The 21,014-nt window shown below is 66.4% G+C and carries 23 protein-coding genes and 1 pseudogene; 7 read left to right on the top strand and 17 right to left on the bottom strand.

The features are described 5' to 3' along the window. The first annotated feature begins 26 nt into the window (after nucleotides 1-26). The 3 genes from CYU59_RS02525 to rfbA are packed head-to-tail and all read left to right on the top strand — an operon-like array spanning nucleotide 27 to nucleotide 2,634. Nucleotides 27-1,352, top strand: a complete 1,326-nt coding sequence (locus CYU59_RS02525) for a UDP-glucose/GDP-mannose dehydrogenase family protein (RefSeq protein WP_292975536.1) — start codon at nucleotides 27-29, stop codon at nucleotides 1,350-1,352. 43 nt (nucleotides 1,353-1,395) lie between these two features. Next, nucleotides 1,396-1,764, top strand: coding sequence for a nuclear transport factor 2 family protein (locus tag CYU59_RS02520; RefSeq protein ID WP_292975533.1), 369 nt, complete (start codon nucleotides 1,396-1,398; stop codon nucleotides 1,762-1,764). Between the two features lie 3 nt (nucleotides 1,765-1,767). Then, nucleotides 1,768-2,634: a glucose-1-phosphate thymidylyltransferase RfbA gene (gene rfbA / locus CYU59_RS02515; protein ID WP_292975530.1), complete on the top strand. Its 867-nt coding sequence runs from the start codon at nucleotides 1,768-1,770 to the stop codon at nucleotides 2,632-2,634. A gap of 3 nt (nucleotides 2,635-2,637) precedes the next feature. On the opposite strand, the gene CYU59_RS02510 is transcribed toward rfbA, so the two are convergent. Beyond that, on the bottom strand, nucleotides 2,638-3,861 hold the full coding sequence (locus tag CYU59_RS02510) for a PPE family protein (protein ID WP_292975528.1): 1,224 nt from the start codon (nucleotides 3,859-3,861) through the stop codon (nucleotides 2,638-2,640). Nucleotides 3,862-4,340: 479 nt separating this feature from the next. Here CYU59_RS02510 and CYU59_RS02505 point away from each other — a divergent pair, with 479 nt between their 5' ends. Beyond that, nucleotides 4,341-4,757 (top strand): DUF732 domain-containing protein, encoded by a 417-nt coding sequence (locus CYU59_RS02505; RefSeq protein WP_292975526.1) that lies wholly within the window; start codon nucleotides 4,341-4,343, stop codon nucleotides 4,755-4,757. Between the two features lie 9 nt (nucleotides 4,758-4,766). Here the strand turns inward: CYU59_RS02505 and CYU59_RS02500 are convergent, their stop codons facing one another. From CYU59_RS02500 to CYU59_RS02475, 6 genes are all read right to left on the bottom strand, one after another. Next, nucleotides 4,767-6,059 (bottom strand): pyridoxal phosphate-dependent aminotransferase, encoded by a 1,293-nt coding sequence (locus CYU59_RS02500; protein ID WP_292975634.1) that lies wholly within the window; start codon nucleotides 6,057-6,059, stop codon nucleotides 4,767-4,769. Nucleotides 6,060-6,086: 27 nt separating this feature from the next. Further along, nucleotides 6,087-9,176: a heterodisulfide reductase-related iron-sulfur binding cluster gene (locus CYU59_RS02495; RefSeq protein WP_292975524.1), complete on the bottom strand. Its 3,090-nt coding sequence runs from the start codon at nucleotides 9,174-9,176 to the stop codon at nucleotides 6,087-6,089. A gap of 177 nt (nucleotides 9,177-9,353) precedes the next feature. Then, entirely contained in the window at nucleotides 9,354-9,758 is a 405-nt protein-coding gene (locus tag CYU59_RS02490; protein WP_292975522.1) for a hypothetical protein, read from the bottom strand. 2 nt (nucleotides 9,759-9,760) lie between these two features. Beyond that, nucleotides 9,761-10,180 carry a hypothetical protein gene (locus CYU59_RS02485; protein ID WP_292975520.1) on the bottom strand — a complete coding sequence of 140 codons (420 nt, stop codon included), beginning with the start codon at nucleotides 10,178-10,180 and terminating at the stop codon, nucleotides 9,761-9,763. A gap of 57 nt (nucleotides 10,181-10,237) precedes the next feature. Further along, complete coding sequence (locus CYU59_RS02480; protein ID WP_292975517.1) at nucleotides 10,238-10,735, bottom strand: hypothetical protein; 498 nt, start codon at nucleotides 10,733-10,735, stop codon at nucleotides 10,238-10,240. 14 nt (nucleotides 10,736-10,749) lie between these two features. Next, on the bottom strand, nucleotides 10,750-11,679 hold the full coding sequence (locus tag CYU59_RS02475; protein ID WP_292975515.1) for an LLM class F420-dependent oxidoreductase: 930 nt from the start codon (nucleotides 11,677-11,679) through the stop codon (nucleotides 10,750-10,752). Between the two features lie 70 nt (nucleotides 11,680-11,749). Here CYU59_RS02475 and CYU59_RS02470 point away from each other — a divergent pair, with 70 nt between their 5' ends. Continuing rightward, nucleotides 11,750-12,364, top strand: coding sequence for a dihydrofolate reductase family protein (locus CYU59_RS02470; RefSeq protein WP_292975513.1), 615 nt, complete (start codon nucleotides 11,750-11,752; stop codon nucleotides 12,362-12,364). Nucleotides 12,365-12,384: 20 nt separating this feature from the next. On the opposite strand, the gene CYU59_RS02465 is transcribed toward CYU59_RS02470, so the two are convergent. From CYU59_RS02465 to CYU59_RS02445, 5 genes and pseudogenes are all read right to left on the bottom strand, one after another. Beyond that, nucleotides 12,385-12,957 carry a DUF308 domain-containing protein gene (locus CYU59_RS02465; RefSeq protein ID WP_292975511.1) on the bottom strand — a complete coding sequence of 191 codons (573 nt, stop codon included), beginning with the start codon at nucleotides 12,955-12,957 and terminating at the stop codon, nucleotides 12,385-12,387. Continuing rightward, on the bottom strand, nucleotides 12,954-13,550 hold the full coding sequence (locus CYU59_RS02460) for a TetR/AcrR family transcriptional regulator (protein WP_292975509.1): 597 nt from the start codon (nucleotides 13,548-13,550) through the stop codon (nucleotides 12,954-12,956). The genes CYU59_RS02465 and CYU59_RS02460 overlap by 4 nt, the downstream gene beginning before the upstream one ends. Nucleotides 13,551-13,628: 78 nt before the next feature. Beyond that, nucleotides 13,629-13,822 (bottom strand): annotated as a pseudogene (locus CYU59_RS02455) (hypothetical protein); the annotation flags it as partial. Next, entirely contained in the window at nucleotides 13,794-14,231 is a 438-nt protein-coding gene (locus CYU59_RS02450) for a hypothetical protein (RefSeq protein WP_292975507.1), read from the bottom strand. The pseudogene CYU59_RS02455 and the gene CYU59_RS02450, both read right to left, overlap by 29 nt. A gap of 25 nt (nucleotides 14,232-14,256) precedes the next feature. After that, nucleotides 14,257-15,315 carry a dihydrodipicolinate reductase gene (locus CYU59_RS02445; RefSeq protein WP_292975505.1) on the bottom strand — a complete coding sequence of 353 codons (1,059 nt, stop codon included), beginning with the start codon at nucleotides 15,313-15,315 and terminating at the stop codon, nucleotides 14,257-14,259. A gap of 283 nt (nucleotides 15,316-15,598) precedes the next feature. Here CYU59_RS02445 and CYU59_RS02440 point away from each other — a divergent pair, with 283 nt between their 5' ends. Together CYU59_RS02440 and CYU59_RS02435 are read left to right on the top strand one after the other, a co-directional pair. Continuing rightward, nucleotides 15,599-16,321: a maleylpyruvate isomerase family mycothiol-dependent enzyme gene (locus CYU59_RS02440; RefSeq protein ID WP_292975502.1), complete on the top strand. Its 723-nt coding sequence runs from the start codon at nucleotides 15,599-15,601 to the stop codon at nucleotides 16,319-16,321. Nucleotides 16,322-16,386: 65 nt separating this feature from the next. Beyond that, nucleotides 16,387-16,896 (top strand): TetR/AcrR family transcriptional regulator C-terminal domain-containing protein, encoded by a 510-nt coding sequence (locus CYU59_RS02435; protein ID WP_292975500.1) that lies wholly within the window; start codon nucleotides 16,387-16,389, stop codon nucleotides 16,894-16,896. Here the strand turns inward: CYU59_RS02435 and CYU59_RS02430 are convergent. The 5 genes from CYU59_RS02430 to CYU59_RS02410 all read right to left on the bottom strand — a co-directional run bounded on the left by CYU59_RS02430 (nucleotide 16,893) and on the right by CYU59_RS02410 (nucleotide 20,786). Beyond that, nucleotides 16,893-17,459 carry a hypothetical protein gene (locus CYU59_RS02430; protein WP_292975497.1) on the bottom strand — a complete coding sequence of 189 codons (567 nt, stop codon included), beginning with the start codon at nucleotides 17,457-17,459 and terminating at the stop codon, nucleotides 16,893-16,895. The genes CYU59_RS02435 and CYU59_RS02430 overlap by 4 nt on opposite strands. Before the next feature lie 77 nt (nucleotides 17,460-17,536). After that, entirely contained in the window at nucleotides 17,537-17,992 is a 456-nt protein-coding gene (locus tag CYU59_RS02425) for a PPOX class F420-dependent oxidoreductase (RefSeq protein WP_292975495.1), read from the bottom strand. Between the two features lie 15 nt (nucleotides 17,993-18,007). Further along, nucleotides 18,008-18,667: an enoyl-CoA hydratase-related protein gene (locus CYU59_RS02420; protein ID WP_292975492.1), complete on the bottom strand. Its 660-nt coding sequence runs from the start codon at nucleotides 18,665-18,667 to the stop codon at nucleotides 18,008-18,010. Continuing rightward, entirely contained in the window at nucleotides 18,652-19,287 is a 636-nt protein-coding gene (locus tag CYU59_RS02415; protein WP_292975490.1) for a TetR/AcrR family transcriptional regulator, read from the bottom strand. The genes CYU59_RS02420 and CYU59_RS02415 overlap by 16 nt, the downstream gene beginning before the upstream one ends. 29 nt (nucleotides 19,288-19,316) lie before the next feature. Beyond that, entirely contained in the window at nucleotides 19,317-20,786 is a 1,470-nt protein-coding gene (locus CYU59_RS02410; protein ID WP_292975489.1) for an amino acid permease, read from the bottom strand. Between the last annotated feature and the right edge of the window lie 228 nt (nucleotides 20,787-21,014).

The raw sequence follows: 21,014 nt of genomic DNA, 5'->3' as shown, positions 1-21,014 counted from the left end.
CATCGCGGCGACCTACACACGGGGGTATGAGGTGCACCGTTTTTGGTACGGGTTATCTGGGTGCTACCCACGCGGCCGGAATGGCCGAACTCGGGCATGAAGTGGTCGGTGTCGACATCGATCCCGGTAAGGTCGCCAAGCTCGCCGCCGGCGATGTTCCGTTCTACGAGCCAGGCTTGCGAAAGATGTTGCGCGACAACATCGCCGCCGGCCGTCTGCGCTTCACCACGGATGACGACCTGGCTGCTGACTTCGCCGACGTGCACTTCCTCGGCGTCGGCACGCCGCAAAAGCGCGGCGAATACGGCGCAGACCTGAGCCACGTCCATGCCGTAATCGACACGCTGGCACCGCGTTTGACCCGGCCGGCGGTGATCGTCGGAAAGTCGACCGTTCCCGTCGGGACTGCTGCAGAACTGGTCCACCGAGCGCGGAGCGCCGCCCGGCCCGGTGTGGACGTCGAAGTGGCGTGGAACCCGGAGTTCCTGCGCGAGGGCTACGCCATTCAGGACACCTTGAATCCGGACCGCATTGTGCTTGGCGTGCAGGATGATTCGACACGGGCCGAGGCTGCCATCCGGGAAATGTATGCGCCGATGCTGGATGCCGGCGTCCCATTCCTGGTGACGGACCTGCAGACCGCCGAGCTGGTGAAAGTGTCCGCGAACGCGTTCCTGGCCACCAAGATCTCTTTCATCAACGCGATCTCCGAGGTGTGCGAGGCAGCCGGGGCCGACGTCACCCTGCTGGCTGACGCGCTCGGTCACGATCCGCGGATCGGGCGCCGATTCCTCAACGCCGGCTTGGGTTTTGGCGGCGGCTGCCTACCGAAGGACATCCGTGCCTTCATGGCCCGTGCCGGCGAGCTGGGTGCCGATCAGGCACTCACGTTCCTGCGGGAAGTCGACAACATCAACATGCGGCGCCGCACCCGCATGGTCGAGCTCGCGACCAAGGCGTGCGGCGGGTCGCTGCTGGGCGCCAACATCGCGGTGCTCGGCGCGGCGTTCAAACCCGAATCGGACGACGTGCGCGACTCGCCGGCGCTCAACGTCGCCGGCCAGCTCCAGCTCAACGGCGCTGCCGTCAACGTCTACGACCCCAAAGCGCTGGAGAACGCGCAGCGACTCTTCCCGACGCTGAACTACGCAGTGTCGGTGGAGGAAGCGTGTGATCGCGCCGACGCGGTCCTGGTGCTCACCGAGTGGCCCGAATTCGTCGACCTCGACCCGGACACGCTCGCCGACCGGGTGCGCTCCCGGGTGGTCGTCGACGGCCGCAACTGCCTCGACGTGCAACGCTGGCAGCAGGCCGGGTGGCGCCTGCACTGCTTGGGACGCCGCGTCGCCTGACCGCTCGACCCATTGTGCCGTCGCACGCGGTACGTTTCTCGGCATGACCACTTCGGAAATGGCCACCGTCCTGGCTTGGCACGACGCTTTGAACGCCGGCGACATCGACACCCTGTTGTCCTTGTCCAGCGATGACATCGAGGTCGGCGACTCGCACGGCGCCGCGCAAGGTCATGCCGCGCTGCGGGAGTGGTTGACCGCCAACCCACGCTCGATCGAGGTCGGCCGGCTGTTCGTTCACGACGGCGTGGTGGTCGTCGAACAAAAGATCAGCGGCCCAGGCGAATCCGGCTCTGAGGCCGCGTCGGCCTTCCGTGTCGTGCATGACCACATCACCTCGGCATTCCGTCATCAGGACCTGGCGGCGGCTTTGGCGGCGACCGAACTGACCAACGCCGATCTGGTGGAATAGGCGATGCGCGGGATCATCCTGGCCGGGGGTGCGGGCACGCGTCTGTACCCGATCACGATGGGTGTCAGCAAGCAGCTGCTGCCCGTCTACGACAAGCCGATGATCTACTACCCGCTCTCCACTCTGATCCTGGCCGGCATCCGCGACATCCAGGTCATCACCACCGCGTCCGACGCACCCGCGTTCGGGCGAGTACTGGGTGACGGCAGCGCATTCGGCATCAACATCAGCTACGCGGTACAAGACGAGCCGGAAGGCCTGGCCCAGGCCTTCGTGATCGGCGCAGACCACATCGGCACCGACTCGGTAGCTCTGGCGTTGGGCGACAACATCTTCTACGGGCCGGGGTTGGGCACCAATCTCAGGCGATTTCAAAACCTCAGCGGCGGAGCTATTTTCGCCTACCGGGTGGCCAACCCATCGGCGTACGGAGTCGTCGAATTCGGTGCTGACGGCATCGCGGTCTCGATCGAGGAGAAACCGGCTGCGCCCAAATCGAGCTACGCGGTGCCGGGCCTGTACTTCTACGACAACGACGTCATCGAGATCGCGCGGAGTCTAAAGCGTTCCGCGCGAGGCGAATACGAGATCACCGATATCAACCGGACCTACCTCGACCAGGGGCGGCTGGCTGTCGAGGTGCTGGCCCGGGGCACGGCGTGGCTCGACACCGGGACATTCGACTCACTCGCCGACGCCGGGGACTACGTGCGCACGCTGGAACGACGGCAAGGATTGAAAGTCAGCGTTCCCGAAGAAGTGGCGTGGCGGATGGGTTTCATCGACGACGACCAACTCGCCCAGCGGGCGAAGTCCCTGCTCAAATCCGGCTACGGCGCCTACCTGCTGCAGCTGCTGGAGCGGCGCTGAGGCTCAGCCACCCGACAGCGGACGCCCCATGACCGTCAGACGGTTTCCGTAGCGGGGACCATGACCGAACCCACCGGACCTGCCGCCCGCGGCGCCCGGCATTCCGGGCATGCCGGCCGGAACCGCTCCGGTGCCGCCGCCGCTCGGACCGACCGCGTTGGTCCAGCCGCCGCCGGCGTACGTCACACCACTGTGGTTGGCGACCTGCGCGGTGGCCGTCCACGCCGGCGGGACGGACAACTTGCCGACCAGGGTGCTGCCGTAGGCGTTCGCCGACACTCCACCGCCCGGCACGCTCATCGGCAGCGGCGCCGGCGGAGGCTTGATCGCGGCGGTGACGCCGGCGCCCCCGGGGGCCGTCTCGCCGGGCCCGACTGAGTTGATGTCAGCCAGGGCGCTGAAGATCCCGGGCGCGATGAGCGCGGGGCTGGTGTATCCGGCCGACACGAAACCGTTCGTCAGGCTGGAATTCAGGAAGGTTCCGATCGAGTTGCCGTCGGCGCCGTCCAGAAAGTTCAGGACCTGGCCGAGGAAACCGAAGTCGTTCGGCGCCGCCGGGGCCGCGGCCAGCGGCGAGGTCAGCTGCTGCAGCGACGACGGGACGTTGGAGAGCACCTGCTGCAGTTGTGACTGCACACCCGTGCCGGTACTCGCGGCCTGCGACTGGGTCACCGCCGAGCCCTGGATGGCCTGGGCGGCCGGGTTCGACGTCTCCGGCGGCTGGGTGAACGGCTTGACCGTCGTCGCTGCCGCCGAGTTGCCGGCATAGCCGTACATCGCGGCGGCGTCCTGAGCCCACATCTCGCCGTACTGCGCCTCGTTGGCCGCGATCGCCGGGGTGTTCTGGCCGATCACATTGGTCGCGACCAGCATCGCCAGTTGCGCGCGGTTGGCCGCGATCACCGGCGGAGGAATCATCAACGCGAATGCCGTCTCGAAGGCGGTCGCGGCAGCCGAGGCCTGGGCCGCAGCCTGTTCAGCCTGTGTGCCGGTGGTGGCCATCCAGGTGATGTAGGGCGCGACAGCGGCTGCCATGGAGGCCGACGTCGGGCCGCGCCAGTCGTCGTCGGCAAGGATGTTGATCGTGTTCTGGTATTGGTTGGCCGCGGAATCGAGTTCGGCTGCCAGCAGGTTCCAGGCCGCCGACGCCGTGCGTAACGGCGTCGATCCGGGCCCGGAATACATTCTCCCGGAATTGATTTCGGGTGGTAGCGCGCCAAAATCCATGGTCAGATACCCAACCTGAATGGCGTCGAGGTACACGATCGGTTGCGGTCGGCCGTTGCTGCCGGCAACTGTGCCTGCTCTGCAACAGAAAACATCGCAACTCTCCTTTCGGTGACAATTAAACCCTTGGTTCCAATAGTGCAGGAAATCCGGCGTGCATGGGGAAGGCAATTCGCCGGTGCGTCAACCGCTGGTTGACCCGCCGTCACCCCCGTGATCAGGTCATATGCACCGCTGAGCAACTCGCGCGGCCACGACTATGTGGCAGGTCCGTAGACGGAAACGAGCGCATAGATGTAATCATCGTGCGCCCGCGGGGCGCCTACTGGCCCGCCCGACAGGCACATTCATATAAACCTCAAATTTTATCCTTGGGCGTCGCCGAGGGTCTGGACATCGAATCCATTCGGCACTCCATGGCAGACCCGCGTCGAGTGCTCCGACGTCAGCTGGTGAACAGCGCATACGCTGGACGTCCCATGACGACGCCGAACGCCGATCCCAAACCGCTGCCTGTCCTGGCGGTGGTGGCCGCCGTGCTGCTACTGGCCGGTGCCTTGGCCGCCGTGATCGTCTTCGGCCGGATGAAGCACGACCCGGCCCACGCCGCGGACTCCGCGACGTCACCGACGCCGGCCGCCGACAGCCCGGGCAAAGAGGCCCAGTTCCTCCGCCGGCTCGAAGTCCAGAACCTGCAGCTGGACCGATCGGACGCCGCCGCGGTCAAAGACGCCCACTATGTCTGTGGCCGTTATCTGGGTGGCGAGGGCAAAGATCAGATCGTGCAGGACATCCTGCAGGGGTCTCCGGGCATGTCAGTGGACACCGCCACCGACTTCGCCGATACCGCGATCGACGTGTATTGCCCGGACGGGCATCAGGACGACCCGACCTGATCCAGGACGCTACTGGCGGTAGCTGGACAGGAAATTGCCCAGCCGCTCGATCGCCCGGGCCAGGTCGCGTGACCACGGCAGCGTGACGATCCGCAGGTGGTCCGGTTCGGGCCAGTTGAATCCGGTTCCCTGGGTGACGAGGATCTTTTCCTGCAGCAGCAGGTCGAGGACGAGTTGTTCGTCATCGGCGATCTCGTAGACCTCGGGGTCCAACCGTGGGAAGGCGTACAACGCCCCGGCGGGTTTGACGCAAGACACGCCGGGGATGTCGTTGAGCTTGGACCACGCGACATCGCGCTGCTCGAGCAGTCGCCCGCCCGGCAGCACCAGGTCGTCGATGCTCTGATGCCCGCCGAGTGCGACCTGAATGGCGTGCTGCGCAGGAACATTCGGGCACAGCCGCATATTCGCGAGCAGGTGGATGCCCTCGATGAAACTACTGGCGTGGTCCTTGGGCCCGGTGATGGCCAGCCAGCCGGCACGGTAACCGGCCACCCGATACGCCTTGGACAACCCATTGAAGGTCAGGCACAACAGGTCTGGCGCGACCGACGCCAAGCTGATGTGTTGGGCGTCGTCGTAGAGGATCTTGTCGTAAATCTCGTCAGCGAGCAGCAGCAGTTGGTGCTTGCGCGCCACCGCGGCGATCTGCGTCAGGACTTCGCGGCTGTAGACCGCGCCGGTGGGGTTGTTCGGGTTGATCACCACCAAGGCCTTGGTCCGTTCGGTGATCTTGGACTCGATGTCGGCGATATCCGGTTGCCAGCCTTGAGTTTCGTCGCACAGGTAGTGCACCGGAGTGCCGCCCGCGAGCGACGTCGACGCCGTCCACAGCGGGTAGTCGGGAGCCGGAATCAGGATCTGGTCGCCGTTGTCGAGCAACGCCTGCAGGGTCAGCGTGATCAGTTCCGAGACACCGTTGCCGAGATAGACATCGTCGACGTCGAAACGGGGGAAGCCCTCGACGAGCTCGTAGCGGGTGACCACGGCGCGGCGCGCCGACAGGATGCCCTTGGAGTCCGAATAGCCTTGGGCGTAAGGCAGCGCCTGGATCATGTCGCGCATGATCACGTCGGGCGCGTCGAAGCCGAACGGTGCGGGGTTGCCGATGTTCAGTTTGAGGATGCGGTGCCCCTCGGCCTCGAGCCGGGCGGCGTGATCGTGCACCGGCCCGCGGATCTCGTAGAGCACGTCCTGAAGCTTCGATGACTGCGCGAACGTCCGCTGCCGCGGCTGATGCCCCGCGTTTTGCCACGGCAGCTGATGAGTAGTCACGCCATCAATGGTGCCACGGTTGTCTATTCAATTAACAATTCCGCGAGGGTCTGATCAGCGCTTACCGGGTGGACGGGCGCCCCGCGCGATCCCCAGACCCTTCACCGGCGGCTCCGGCGCGGCCTCACCGTTCTCGGATTCGGCGGGCTTCGACGCGGGCTCGTCCTTCGCTTCCTGCGCGGCCTCGGGCTCGGGCTTCGCCTCGGGCTCGGGCTTCGCCTCAGACTCAGGCTTGGCTTCCGGCTCGGGCTTCGCCTCGGCCGCCGGCTCGGGTGCCGCTGCGGTCTTCTTCGCGCCGGGCCGCTTGGCGCCGGCGGCGATACCGAGTCCCTTGACCGGTGCGGCGGGTGCCTTGGCCTCGGTGGCGGTGTCCTCCGGCTCCGGCTTGGACTCAGCCTCCGGCTTCGACTCGGCCTCGGTCTTCGACTCGGGCGCTGCGGGCGCCGCCGCGGTGGACTTCTTCGCGCCGGGCCGCTTGGCGCCGCCGGCGATGCCCAGACCCTTGACGGGCGCGGCCGCCGTCTTGGCTTCGGTGGCGGTGTCCTCGGATGCCGAAGTGGTTTGCGCGGGTTCGGCTTTGGCGGTCGCTTTCTTGGCCCCCGGCCGCTTGGCACCGCCGGCGATGCCCAGACCCTTGACCGGTGCTGCCGTGTCGGCAGCCTTGTCTTCGGCCGGTGTGTCGTCGGCTTTCGGCGCCGCCTTCTTGGCGCCGGGCCGCTTGGCGCCGCCGGCGATGCCCAGACCGGTGACCGACTTGGGTTCGGACTTGTCCTCGGCCGCCGCGGCGCCGTTCGACTCCGCGGGCTCGGCGGTCTTCTCCTCGACCGGAGCGGTCGCCGTGGCCGCCTCGGCCTTCGGTGTCGCCTTCTCGGCCTTTTCGGCCCGCTCGGCGGCCTCCTTGGCGGCGGTGCCCTTCTCCGGCAGCGTGATGGCGTCGCTGTCCAGCGATTCCAGCAGCAGCTGCGCGACGTCGCGGACATCAACGCCTTCGCGTCCGGCGGCCTCCTGACGATCGCCCACACCGTCGGTGAGCATCACCCGGCAGAACGGACAGGCGACGGCGATAGTGCTGGCTCCGGTCGCCAGCGCTTCGTCGACGCGCTCGTGGTTGATCCGCTTGCCGATGTGCTCTTCCATCCACATCCGCGCGCCACCGGCGCCGCAGCAGAAGCTGCGCTCGGCGTGCCGCGGCATCTCGGCCAGCTTCGCGCCGGCCGCGCCGATCAGCTCGCGGGGTGCCTCGTAGACCTTGTTGTGGCGGCCCAGGAAGCACGGGTCGTGATAGGTGACGTCCTGGGGGGAGGCCGGGCTCACCGGGACGAGTTGCTTGTCGCGCACCAGCCGGTTGAGCAGCTGGGTGTGGTGCAGCACGGTGTAGTTGGCGCCCAGTTGCTTGTACTCGCGGCCCAGGGTGTTGAAGCAGTGCGGGCAGGTGACCACGATCTTGCGGTCGACGGTCTCCACTCCCTCGAACACGCCGTCGATGGTGTCGACCGCCTGCTGGGCCAGCTGCTGGAACAGGAACTCGTTGCCCGAGCGGCGGGCCGAGTCGCCGTTGCAGGTCTCACCGGTGCCCAGCACCAGATACTTCACACCGGCGGTGGCCAGCAGTTCGGCGACGGCTTTGGTGGTCTTCTTGGCCTTGTCGTCGTAGGCACCGGCACAGCCGACCCAGAACAGGTACTCGAAACCGTCGAAGCTGTCCACGTCCTCGCCGTAGACCGGCACGTCGAACTCGACCTCACCGATCCAGTCGGTACGCGCGGACGCGTTCTGCCCCCACGGATTGCCTTTGTTCTCAAGGTTTTTGAACAACACTGAGAGCTCCGACGGGAACTCGGACTCCATCATGACCTGGTAACGGCGCATGTCGACGATGTGGTCTATGTGCTCGATGTCGACCGGGCACTGCTCGACGCAGGCGCCGCAGTTCACGCACGACCACAGCACGTCGGGGTCGATCACGCCGCCCTGCTCGGCGGTGCCGACCAGCGGACGGGTGGCCTGCTCGGGACCCGAGCCGGTGATCCGGCCGAACCCGGATTCTGGCACGTGGTGCTGGTCTGCTTCCTTTTCTCCGACCAGATTCTCGCTGAGCCCGCCTTCGGGAGTGTTCTGGAGCGCGCTCTCCTTCTCGCCGAGAATGTAGGGAGCCTTAGCCATCCAGTGATCACGCAGATCCATGATGACGAGCTTGGGCGACAACGGTTTTCCGGTGTTCCAGGCCGGACACTGCGACTGGCAGCGCCCGCACTCGGTACAGGTGGCGAAGTCGAGGTTGCCCTTCCAGGTGAAGTCCTCGATCTTGCCGCGGCCGAAAGTGGCGTCGTCCGGCGGGTTTTCGAAGTCGATGGGCTTGCCGTCGGCCTCGATCGGCAGCAGCGGGCCGAGGGCGTCAGGCAGCCGCTTGAAGGTGACGTTGACCGGCGCCAGGAAGATGTGCAGGTGCTTGGAGTTCAGCACGATCACCAGGAACACCAGCGCGACGGCGATGTGGGCGAGCAGCGCAATGGTCTCGATCCACTCGTTGGCGGGGACGCCCAGCGGCTGCATGATCACGCCCATGCCGTGCGAGAAGAACGCGCCCCAGCCGTAGGGGAGTGTGCCGGTGACCGCGGAGGCGCCGCGGAAGATCGAGAAGCTGAAGATAACCAGGAAGATCATGAACAGGATCAGCCACGCGCCGCCGGTGTGCGAGCCGTAGAACCGTGACGAACGGCCGTACTCCTTGGGCTCGGAGCGCAACCGGATGACGGTGAAGGTGCCGATGCCGAGGAGCACGCCCAGCGCGATGAAGTCCTGAAGGAAGCCCAGCGCCTCCCACCGGCCCACGATCGGAATGTGGAAGTGGTTGTTGAACAGCGCGCCGTAGGCCTCGACGTAGACCGAGCCGAGGATGAAGAAGCCCCACATGGTGAGGAAGTGCGCGACACCGGGAACGGACCATTTCAGCAGCTTGCGCTGGCCGAATACCTCGGAGATCTGCGCCCAGACCCGGCGGCCGACGTCGTCGGTGCGGCCGGTCACCGGCTGCCCGGAGAGCGTGAGTTTGACCAGCCAGAGCACGCGGCGGACCGCGAGCAAAGCGATGACTGCCGTCCCGCCCAAACCGACAACCAGTCTGATCAGCATCTGCGTGTCCACGGAGGTCTCCCCAATTTTCGATGTTACTGACCGGTAACTAAGGTTGGGTTACTCGTCAGTAACTTACTACTGCAGTGCTCAAGCCATAAAACTAAGCCCATAGTGACACCTTCGACCGGGTTCCCGCGACGAAGGATGCCCTAACTTGGCGGGCGGCGGGCGATCCGCCGACCCGGCTCAGAAGTGTGGCACTACCGGTACAGGGGGCAAATTGCCGTGCCACCTGTGACGACGAGGGTGTTGCGGCGTCCAGGTCGAGGTGGGCGACGGGGTGGGCTCGATTGTCTCGTCAGTTGTCGTCGTGGTCGGTGTCGTCGTCGAAGGGGTGGTGGATGACGTGGTGATCGAGGAGGTGGTGGTCGAGGTCCGGGTGGTGGTGGGTGCCGGCGCGCCACCTCCGTTGCCACGGGCCAGGACGGTCAGGCCGTAGATGATGATCGCGATCAGGACCACCACCGCCAGGCCCCACAGGGCAAGCACCCACCGCTTGAGGTACCACGGCGACGCGCTGCCGACGCTGAAGCGCTCGGTCGCATCCAGGCCCCGGGGGTTGTCGTCGTGGGGGTAGCGGCTGCCACTCACCGCTATGGATTCCCGCCGTCATGGTGATGGTGGTGGTGGTGGCCGCCCTCGACGGTGGTCGTCGGCGGGGTGGCGCTTGCCGGGCTGGTCGGCTCGGTGGCGGCGGACGGCGAGGTCACCGCGGTGGTTTCCGGCGGGACGACGGGCTGCGTGGTCGTCGGGGCCGCGGACGAGGACGGCACGCTCGTCGAGCTCGTCGGTGACGTCGGAGTTTGTTTCGTTCCGCCGGTGCCGTTGGTGCGGTCGGCGAGCAGATAGAACGCCAAACCCAGCAGGATCGCTACAAAGAGGCCGGCGGCCAACAGCACGATCGGGTTGCGGTACCAGGTGCTGCGCTTCGGCGAACCTTGGGCCTGGCCGCTGTAGTCGTAGAGGCCGGTCGGCGCTTCACTGGGGTCTTCGGGAGGTTCGTAACCGGTCACGTGCACCGATCCTAGCCGCGGATGCTGGCAGCACCTGCGTCGCCTGCGGGTGGCGACTCAGAATCCGTGCGGCAGCGTAACCACAGTGTGCGGCAGTGTGATTGTCGACGGGATGTGCGGGTGATGGTGGTGGCGCGGCGGCTCCGCGGGCGCGGGTGCGCCATTGGCCGGCGGCGGTGCGTCCTCGGGAGTCTCCCCGGTGCTTTCGGACGGTGGCGGCGCCTCGGCGGTGGTCGACGGACTGGTGGTGGTAGCTGACGTCGTGGAGGACCTGGACGGGGTGGTCGACGAGGAGGTGGTGGCGGCCGGGCCGGTGGTTCCGTCGTCGCGGGACAACTCGACGATGCCGTAGACGACCAGCGTCAACAGCAACGCGACCACCAGCACCCACAGGGCGAGCAGCACGCGGTTGCGGTACCAGGGGTTGGGCGCCGAGTCTGCGACGGCGGCGTCGGCCGGTGCGTCCGGCTCTTGCTCGAGAACCGGGGTGCCGTCGACGGCGTATCCGGCCAGTTGAGTCGGCCGGTCGCTCGGGTCGTCCGCAGGACCAGTCACGTCCCGATGCTAACTCAGAGCTGGCGCTGCACTTCGTCGGCGAAAAGCTGAAGGTGGTCGAGATCCGACATATCCAGTACCTGGAGATACACCCGCTGCAGACCGATGTCGGCGTAGGGCGCCAGCGCATCGACGATCCGCCCGGGTGTGCCGGCCAGTGGCGAGTTGGACCGCAGCTCGTCGACCTCTCGGTTGATCGCGTTGGCGCGACGGGTGACCTCGGCGTCGTCGCGCCCGGCGCACACCACGAAGGCCGCCGAATAGGTCATCGAATCGGCCGGGCGTCCCACCGCGTCGACAGCCTCGCGGACTCGGTCGAACTGCGTGCTGATGGTGTCTATCGGCGCGAACGGCACGTTGTACTCGTCGGCGAAGGTAGCGGCCAGCCGCGGCGTCTTCTTGGCGCCCGATCCGCCGATCACGATCGGCGGATGCGGCTGTTGCACCGGCTTGGGCAGCGCCGGCGAATCCTTGACGGCGTAATGCGCTCCCGCGTAGTCGAACGTCTCTCCGGCCGGCGAGGTCCACAGGCCGGTGATCAGCTCGAGTTGTTCGGTCAGTCGGGCGAACCGCTCCTTGAGCGGCGGGAACGGGATGGCGTAGGCCAGGTGCTCCTTTTCGAACCAGCCGCTGCCGAGGCCGAATTCGACGCGGCCACCGCTCATTTCGTCGACCTGGGCCACCGAGATGGCCAGCGGGCCGGGGTGGCGGAACGTCGCCGAGGTGACGAGGGTGCCGAGCCGGATCGTCGACGTCTCGCGGGCGATGCCGCCCAGCGTCACCCACGAATCGGTCGGTCCGGGCAGCCCGTCACCGCTCATCGCGAGATAGTGATCGGACCGGAAGAACGCGGAGAATCCCAGCGATTCCGCCGCTTGCGCGACGGCGAGCTGATCGGAGTAGCTGGCGCCTTGCTGCGGTTCAACGAATACCCGAAAGTCCACGAGCGCCACATTAGGCGGCGTTGCTTAGAGCCACCGATGAGTTTCGCCGGTGGACCGAGTCTGTCCGGACGTGAGCAGAACCAACCTATCGATGTCGGTATCGGCCGACGGCTATGTCGCCGGCCCGGGCCAGTGTCTGGAACATCCGGGCGGCGTGGGCGGCATCGGCCTGCATCATTGGCACCGTGGCCCGGCCGCGGATCACCCGGTCAACCGGCAGGTGGTCTCCGAGATGCTCGACGGCATGGGCGCAACCATCATGGGCCGCAACATGTTCGGGCCGGTCCGCGGCCCGTGGGGCGACTCTGATTGGCAGGGCTGGTGGGGCGACGAACCGCCGTACCACTGCCCGGTCTTCGTGTTGACCCATCACCCGCACGAACCGATCGAACTACGGGGCGGGACGACCTTCTACTTCGTCACCGATGGGATCGAGGCCTCCTATGCCCGGGCCCGCGAGGCGGCCGGCGCCGCGCCGATCTCCATCGCCGGAGGAGCGTCGTGCGCGCGGCAAGCGATCGCGGCCGGGATAGTCGACGAGATCGACCTGCAGCTGAGCCCGGTGATCCTCGGCTCGGGCGAGCGACTGCTCGAGGGGTTCAGCGCGGGCACGCCGGCCCTCGAGCTCGATCGGGTGCTGGAAGCGCCGGGCGTCGTCCACCTGCGATACCGCGTCATCCGCTGAGCTGGGGCCGGCGTTCACGATCAACTTGATCGCGGGGCTCGGCTCGACAATCTGATCGACCGCGCCAGCCACAGGGCCGCGACCAGGAAGTAGAACGCGCCGAACGCTGCATACTGGGCGACGGTGGTGATGGTGACGACGTGCGGCGCACTGGCCTTCGCGACGAACATCGCACCGGCAAGAGTGGATTGGGCGCCGCTGAGGATCATCGGCCACTGCCCGCCGTTGCCTCGTCTGCGGCGCGCGCCGGTCGCGAGCTGGAGCAGTCCGGAGAAAATCGCCCACACTCCGAATGTGGTGAGCACGGCGTGTGGGCTGTTCGCGACGGCGACCGCTGCGGTGACTCCCACGCTCACAACGGCATTGACGAGTTGGGTGGGATTGCGGGTCAGGCCACCGCTGCGATGCGCATCCACGAGGTTGGCTGCGGCGTCCCACGCCGGGTAGATCAGCAATAGCGCGCTCACAATCACCGGGGTGCTGCTGGCGAGCGCGAATGCCGCGGCCACCCAGGCGATCGAAAAGGCAGCTCGGACAGAGTAGTACCGCGCGAGCCAGGTGTCCGGAGTGCTCGTGGTGGTCTGGGTCGTCATTGCTTTCTCTCCTTGTTGCGTTGTGTCGCGAGCTTTTCCATCGCATTCCGAGCGATGACCTGAAAGACGTCGGAGCTTCCGTAGGCGCGGGCCGACAGCATGGCGCCGTGAATCGTGGCCATGAACGTCTCGGCCTCCGCGCGCATGTCACCCTTTACTTGGGCGTCGCCCGCGCGCTCCAGCACCGACGTCAACCAGGCGGACAGGTCGTTGAAGTGGCCCGTGAGTTCCAGCACCAATTCCGCAGGGAGACTGGGTATCTCGGTTGCGAGCAAGGCGCACACACAGAATGAGCTGCTGGGGTCGCCGATGCAGTCTTCCCAGAAACCGACGTAGGCGTGCAGGCAATCCATCGGATCCGCGGAGTGGCGTTCGATCTCGGCGACGCCCGCGGCGAACTCGGCGCGATACTGCTGAACCAATGTGCAGACCAGGTTCAGCTTCGTCGGGAAGTGGTGGTGAATGCTCGGCTTGCGGATGCCGACCGCCTCGGCGATGTCGGCGTAGCTGAAGCCGCTGTACCCGCCGGCGACGATCAGGGTCCGCGCGCAGCGGAGGATCTCGTCGGCGGTGGAACCTTCTGACTTCGGCACGAGACATGTCTACCTACTAGTAGGTAGACATGTCAAGCCGGGAGGCGATCCGGGGGTTCTGTGCTATTCCGGCATCTAAGGGATGCCGCCGAGATTGCCCAGCATCCACTGCACGTCCCCGCCGGCGCGCAGCCGCCCTGCATTGGAGAGTTGGTGAACTGCGCCTCGCAGCCGACGCTGCCATTGTTGATCTGACACCGGATCTGGCCGGATTTGGTCTCGATGAACACGTGACCGTTGTCGTCAGGCGGTAGCGGGATCGCGACCGCCGGCGGCCGAATAGCCCTCCAGCGACGCCGCGTGGGTCGCACTCGATGGCGGGTTCCACCAACACCGCACATGTGCCATGCCGTCCACGAACTTCCACACCTCGATGTCGAAGGTCTCGGTCGCCTCACCCGCGTACTCGGCGTGGTGGTAGATCAGCAGCGCCACCTCGTCTCCGCGTAGGGACAAGAAGTCGACACGCTGCTCGACGCTGAACTTGTTGAACTGGTCCCACATCTTCAGCCACATGTCCCAGCCGGCCTTGGGTGGAGTCCCGACCGGATCCTCGAAGGTTATTCCGTTGGGCGCGATCGCTTTCCACGCATCCAGGTAGCCCTGCCGGTCATGGTCGTTCCACATTGCGCACTGGTGTGCGACGAAGCTCTTGATTTCATCGTCGGTTGGCTGAGACATCGCTTCCTCTTCTCGATTGGACACGTCAGTCGATGAGCGCCCCACGGCTCCCGCGGATCGGCAAGTCGACATGGGTGATCACACCGGGCGAGGCGGCGCAGACGTCGGGGATCGCATTGACCGCGGCCATCGCGGTCCCGACCATCAGCAGGCCCATGATCGACTGCTCCCCGGACAGTGCGGCGTCGTGCGGCGGACCGAAGTGGATCACCGCGTCCACCCGAGGCTCGCCCTCGATCTCCACCGCGAAACCCTCTGGGTCGGTCCACTGCGGCTCCAGCGCCTCGTCGCTCATGGTCCAGCAGATCGCGAGCTCGACGACGACGCGTCCGTTGCGGTAACCGCGGTAGGTACGCCGCTGTCCCGCGACGGTGCCCTTGGCGAACGCGATCCAACCCAGATCAAGATCCCTTGTGGTCACGGCATTTTCGATCAGACCCTGCTTTGCCTCCAGTTCGACGCCGAGCAAGCTGGCGACCAGGTCCAACGATTCGAAATAGCCGAGCCCGTATCGCGCACTCGACGGGTCGAACTCGACGAGCCGATCCTTGGCCGGCTTGGCGAACCCGAGCACGGTCCACGCTTCCCGCACCGGGTACTGGGTGCAGTCCAGCGTCTCGACCAACTTCACGCTGTGCACACGCCGGCATGCACCGGACAGGAATCCCGCCACCACGTTGATGAATCCGGGTTCGAAGCCGGTGCCGAGAAACGTCGTTTCGCCAGCCGTTGCGGCGGCGGTGAGCGCCGCCAGTTCTTTGGGATGATGGCTGCCGGTCAAAAAATCGCCGGTGGTGACGACATTGATGCCGGACTCCAGCAACCGGCATACCAGTTCGTAGTCGACGACGCGGGGCGTGTACAGCACGCAGTCCGGCACCGCACCGATCAGCGCGTCGACATCGTCGGTGGCCACCACTCCCACCGGATCGATGCCAGCCAGCGTGCCGGCGTCGGTACCGATCTTGTCGGCTGAGAATGCATGCACCCCAACGACTTCGAACTGATCGCGCTCGAGCACGGCCCGCAGCGAATGACGACCGACGTTGCCCGTCGCCCACTGCACCACGCGATAGGGCGTCATGAACGGGCTTTCGGTGCTTCCAGACTGATCGGCGGCGAGACGGTCATCTTCGGGTATCGGACGGTCGGCCGGTCCACGATGTCGAAGGCACAGCCGGTCCTTTCGGAGAACGTCCTAAATTGAACAGTGTTCAGATTGCCAAGGCGGGATGGTTCTCGTCAAGCCTTGCCGGACCTCCGGAATACTTGCCGGGACGAAGTTGACAATGTAAAAATCGGTGTCGGTCCAGTGGCCCGCCCGGTGCTCAAGGTGCGGCGACGACGAACGGCGAGGTGGGTCTGCGGTGGGATACGACTACCTGGCGGCGATCGAGGCGGACCGACAAGCGTTGCTGGACATCGCTGTTGGCTCAGACCTCGAGCTACGCGTCCCCGGTTGTCCCGACTGGGGTCTGAGGGATCTCCTGGGTCACGTGTCTGGGGCGAGTCGGTGGATGGCCAAGTGCGTCGCGGAAGGCGACGCGGCTCAGGAACGTATCCTGCCGCCGCCGCCCGACGGCCACGAGGAACTCCTGAGATGGTTCGACCAGTCGATCGACCAACTGCTGGAGGTCCTGTCGGGAACGCCGCCGGAAGCGTTGGTGTGGACGCCGATACGCGGCACTCTCGGCAGTGTCTGGTGGCGGCGCAAAGCCGCCCTGGAAGTGGCGATTCACCGCGCCGATGCCGAGCAGGCGGTCGGCGGTAGTCCCGGGCGGATCGACCCGCCACTCGCGCTGGACGGAATCGACGAATACGCCGAAGAATTCCTTCCACTGATGCTGCACACGGTTGCCGAGCCGCCGCCGGTCACGGCCGTGTTGCTCTCGCCCAGTGACATCGACGACTCGCGCACGCTGTCGCTCATCCCGGCGGGGGTCGATGCGGACCCCGGTGAGCCGCAGGTGGAGATCGTCGCCTCCGCATACCAGCTGCTGTTGTGGATGTGGAACCGGATACCCGACGGAACTCTTGCGGTACGCGGTGACGACGCGGTGGTCACCTGGTGGAAGGGGCTGGCGATCTGACGTCGATTTCGGAACGTGGCGAAAGCAGGCGGCAGCTTCGGTACGGGGAGCTGGACCGTCCCTTGGTGGTGGCCACCGCCATGAGGCTCGCCGAACGCGGCGGCGTCCGAAGTGTCACCGTCAGGGCGCTTGCCGCCGAGCTGGGATTGTCGACGACGGCGATGTACCACCACGTGAAGAACAAGCGCGAGCTTCTGGATTTGATTGCGCAGGCGACTCTCGCGGCGATCGAACTGCCACAGGAAGGTTCATGGCAACAGCGGTTGCGTACCTTCGCCCGCAGCGCACGTCAGTCCCTGCTCAGGATCGACGGGATCGCCGACGTCTTAAAGACGTACCCGGCCGAAGGTGCGGCGCGACAGGTGGATTCGATGTTGCACCGACTGGTGCTGGACGCCGGTGTGCCGCGGAGGCGGCGCGAAGCTGCCCGCGTGCTGCTGATGGTGTTCGTGATGGGTTCGGTCTCATCTGAACAGGCTCTGGCCGGGCTCGAACATGGCTTGAAGGTGCCTGCGGCACTTCGTTTCGAGCAGGGGCTGGACCTGATCGTGGCCGGATTCGAGGCCTACGGCTAGAAGGTGTCGACCTTTTCGATGCTGACGAACATTCCGTGGCCGGTGTGTGCGTTGACGAATCGAGTGCCGCTCTCGGTCGCAGCGATGGTCCAGCCTGCTGCGTCGTAGGTCTTGTAATCGATTGTCACGGTAGGGATGTCGCCGAGGTTGCCCAGCACCCACTGCACATCGCCACCGGCGGTGACGTTGACGCCGTTGGCGCGTCCACCGTCCTGCATCGGGGAATTGGTGAACTGCGCCTCGCAGCCGACGCTGTCATTGTCGATCTGACACCGGGTCTGGCCGGATTTGGTCTCGATGAACACGTGACCGCTGTCGTCCGGCGATAACGGGATCGCGGCGGCCGGCGGATTGCCGCCCGGAGGGCCGGGGCGGGTGGGCGCCGGCGACGGGATCGACGGCTTGCCCTTGGGAAATGACGGCTCGGCGGGCCCGGCGTTCGGCGATGCCACCGGGTTACCGTGCGTTGTGGAATGACATCCGCTGAGTAGGGCGGCGCCGAGCAGCACGCCGGCCAGCAGGTGGCCGCCGGCGGCACGGGTACTTACTCCTGGCGGGAACATCGCACAGCAAGCGTACGCATGGAGTGACGCATGTGACGGCAGTGACGCGCCGACCGGCCGCGATGAACGGCGTACCGCTACTTCGGCGGGAAGCCGCCCGTCGCCACCGGACCCCACCTGCGCGGTGTCACCCTGAGCAGGCATTTGCCCTGGTTCCGCATCGCGTCGCGGTACTCGTCCCAGTCGGGATGCTCGCCGGCGATCGCGCGGTAGTAGTCGACGAGTGGTTCGACCGCGTCGGGCCCGTCGATCGACTCGGCCTCCCCGTCGATCTGCACGTAGGCGCCGTTGAACTCGTCGGAGAGCACGACCACGCTGGCCCTCGGCGTGCGCCGGATGTTGGCGCTCTTGGCGCGCTGCGGATAGCTCGAGATCACCAGCCGGCCCTGGTCGTCGACGCCGCCGGTCACCGGCGAGCTCTGCGGGGAGCCGTCGGCGCGAAAAGTGGTCAGCACCATGTTGTGTCGCGGCCGGACGAAGTCGAGCAGCTCCGAAAGACCTACGGGATCCGCGGTGGCAAATTTGGGAGACATACCACCAACGTATCGCTACCCGGTGGTGGTCAACTCCGCCGCGGCGGAGCCGAACATCGTCTGCTTGATCGCGCCCAGCGTGCCCTGGTCCTTACCGCTCAGCGGGCGTAGCAGATCGACGGCGGCCGGGGTCACCGCGCCCTCGCCCGCCACGGCGTCGACGATGCCCAGGCCCGCGGCGTCCTCGCCACCGAAACGCCGTCCGGTGGTCATCGAGGCGACGGCCGCCTGCGGGGTGAGCTTGGCCTGGATCAGCGCGGCCATCCCCGGGGTGAACGGGATGCGGATGTCGACCTCCGGGAAACAGAAGAAGCCGCGGTCCGATCGCATCACCCGGAAGTCATGCGCCACGGCCAGCATCGCTCCTGCGCCGAACGCGTGCCCCACCACGGCGGCCGCCGTCGGGATCGGCAGGGTGAGGAAGCGGGCCAGCATCCCCTGCACGCGGCCGACGTACCACGTGGTCTGATCACCGTGCGCGGTCAGCCAATCCAGATCCAGGCCGTTCGAGTAGAACTTGGCGCCGCCGGTGGTCACCAGCCCCTGCGCATCGGAGCCGACGACCTCGTCGAGGTGCGCGTCGACCTGGTCGAGAAACTCTGGAGAGAAACGGTTCTCGTCATCCCCGAGGTTCAGGACGGCAATCTTGTCTTCGTAGCTCAGGCTGAGTCCCACGATGTTTTTCCTTTCTCACTGGGCGGTGGTCCTACGTCGAGGACCGCTCGTACTGCTGCCCGCAGATGTCCGCGGGCGGTTGGATCGCTCAATCGGTTGCGGCGCAACACGATCGCGGTCGGCAGGTCGACGATGCACGTAGTGATCGTGTCGACGGCCAACGCGTCCTTGCGGTCCCAGAGCTGACCCGCGAGCCGGATCATCAGGGCGACCAGCGATCGCTGGGCGTCGCGGAGTTCTGCGGCGACGTCATCGGGCGGGTCCGCCGCCAGCAGCTCGTCGCGGGACACCGCCCAGAACACCGCCGAGGAGTGGGGAAGCCGCTCGGCGAACACGACCGGCGCGTCCGCGGCTGCCACCACAGCTTCGCGCGGGTCCCCGTCCGCCATCGCCAGCTCGACCAGCTCGTCCTGCACGGCGAGGAATCGGCGTCCGGCGCGCAGCCAGGCCCGTCCCATCAGGCCCGCTCGCGACCCGAACGTGTGGTAGAGCGCGCCATTGGAGACACCGATGGCCGCGCTGACCGCGCGGATGGTGACCGCGCCCGGGCCGGCCGCGACCGCCAACGACTCCACGGCGTCCAACACCCGGTCGGGCTCGTACACGCGGGGCCGGGGCACCCCGGAACGATAACAGAGCGTCTGCTCTATTACTCCGGGGCCGGCTCCCGGAGGTCCGCCGATGGTGCGCTCAACTCAGCGGCCGCGGCGCGCACTTGACCCCGGACCAGGAACCATCCGCCGGTCAGGGCAGGTACGGCCACCACCACCGCGGTGATGATCCAGATGCCGCGTTCGGCGTCGCTGGCCATCAGCACCGCGACGCCCGCCAGAAACGCCAGGGTCGCGTAGCCGCTGTACGGCGCCAGCGGCATCTGGAACGCGGGCCGTGTCGTCGTCCCGGCCTTGGCCATCCGGAACAGTCGCAGTTGGCACAGCACGATCGTCGCCCAGGCCGCGAGCACGCCCAGTGCCGCGATGTTGAGCACGATCTCGAACGCCTCGCTTGGTTTGATGGCGTTGAGCACGACGCCGAGCAGCCCGATCGTGCAGGTCAACAGGATTCCGCCGTAGGGGACGCCGTTCTTCGACATCTGCGCGGTGAACTTCGGGGCACTGCCGTTGACGGCCATCGACCGCAGAATGCGTCCGGTGGAGTACAGGCCGGCGTTCAGGCTGGAGAACGCGGCCGTCAGCACGACCACGTTCATGATGCTGCCCGCCCCGCCGAAGCCGATATGGGAGAAGAAGGTGACGAACGGGCTCTCGTTGCGCTTGTAGGTGGTGTACGGCAGCAGCAGCGCGAGCAGCGCGACCGACCCCACGTAGAACACCGCGATCCGGAAGACCACCGAGTTGATCGCCCGCGGCATGATCTTCTCCGGCTCGGCCGTCTCACCCGCCGCGGTGCCGACCAATTCGACTGCGGCATAGGCGAATACCACGCCCGAGGTAACCAGCACGACCGGCAGCAGACCCGTCGGGAAGAAACCGTGATTGGCGGTCCACAGGGCCGGCCCGGTGGTGTGACCGTCGACTTTGAAGCGTCCGAAGAGAAAAACGGCGCCAATGACCAGGAAGGTCGTCAGCGCCACCACCTTGATCAGCGCGGCCCAGAATTCCAACTCGCCGAAAGCCTTGACCGAGATCATGTTGATCGAGACCACCGCGATCAGCGCGACCAGCGCGATCGACCATTGCGGAATGGCCCGCAGCGGCGTCCAGTAGTGGAAATAGTTCGCGATCGCCGTGGAGTCCACGATGCTGGCCATCGCCCAGTTCAGGAAATACATCCAGCCGGCCACGAAGGCCGTCTTCTCTCCGAAGAACTCGCGGGCGTAGGACACGAACGAGCCGGCCGACGGTCGGCGAAGTACCAGTTCGCCGAGCGCGCGAAGGATCAGGAAGACGAACGCGCCGCAGACGCCGTAGACCAGGAACAGCCCGGGCCCCGCCTGCAGCAGCCGCCCGCCCGCGCCGAGGAACAGGCCCGTTCCGATCGCCCCGCCGATGGCGATCATCTGGATCTGACGAGGCCGCAGATCGTGGTGGTAGCCGGCATCCTCGCGCGCGAAGGACGCGGTTCCGCCCGCAGCGGGACCGGACGTGCTGGGCGGCATCGAGTTCCTATCGTCGTGGGGCAACGCTGCGGCGCCGGGCACGACCGCTTAGGGGCTGAATTGCAGAACTATCCCACGGTGTGATCTCGGCCTCAACCGATGGGGAACAAACTCGCGAGTGACCTCGTTGAGCCCAATGACAATCTTGAGTGACCTAGACTCAACCTTGGTTTGACAGCTAAGCTGCTGTGAAGGCAATGTTGAGCGAGGTTCACTCAGCAGGGTAGT

This window comes from Mycobacterium sp. (assembly GCF_002863225.1).
Lineage (GTDB): Bacteria > Actinomycetota > Actinomycetes > Mycobacteriales > Mycobacteriaceae > Mycobacterium.
The sequence above is the reverse complement of the archived record's forward strand: the minus strand, read 5'-3'. Positions and strand labels throughout refer to the sequence as shown.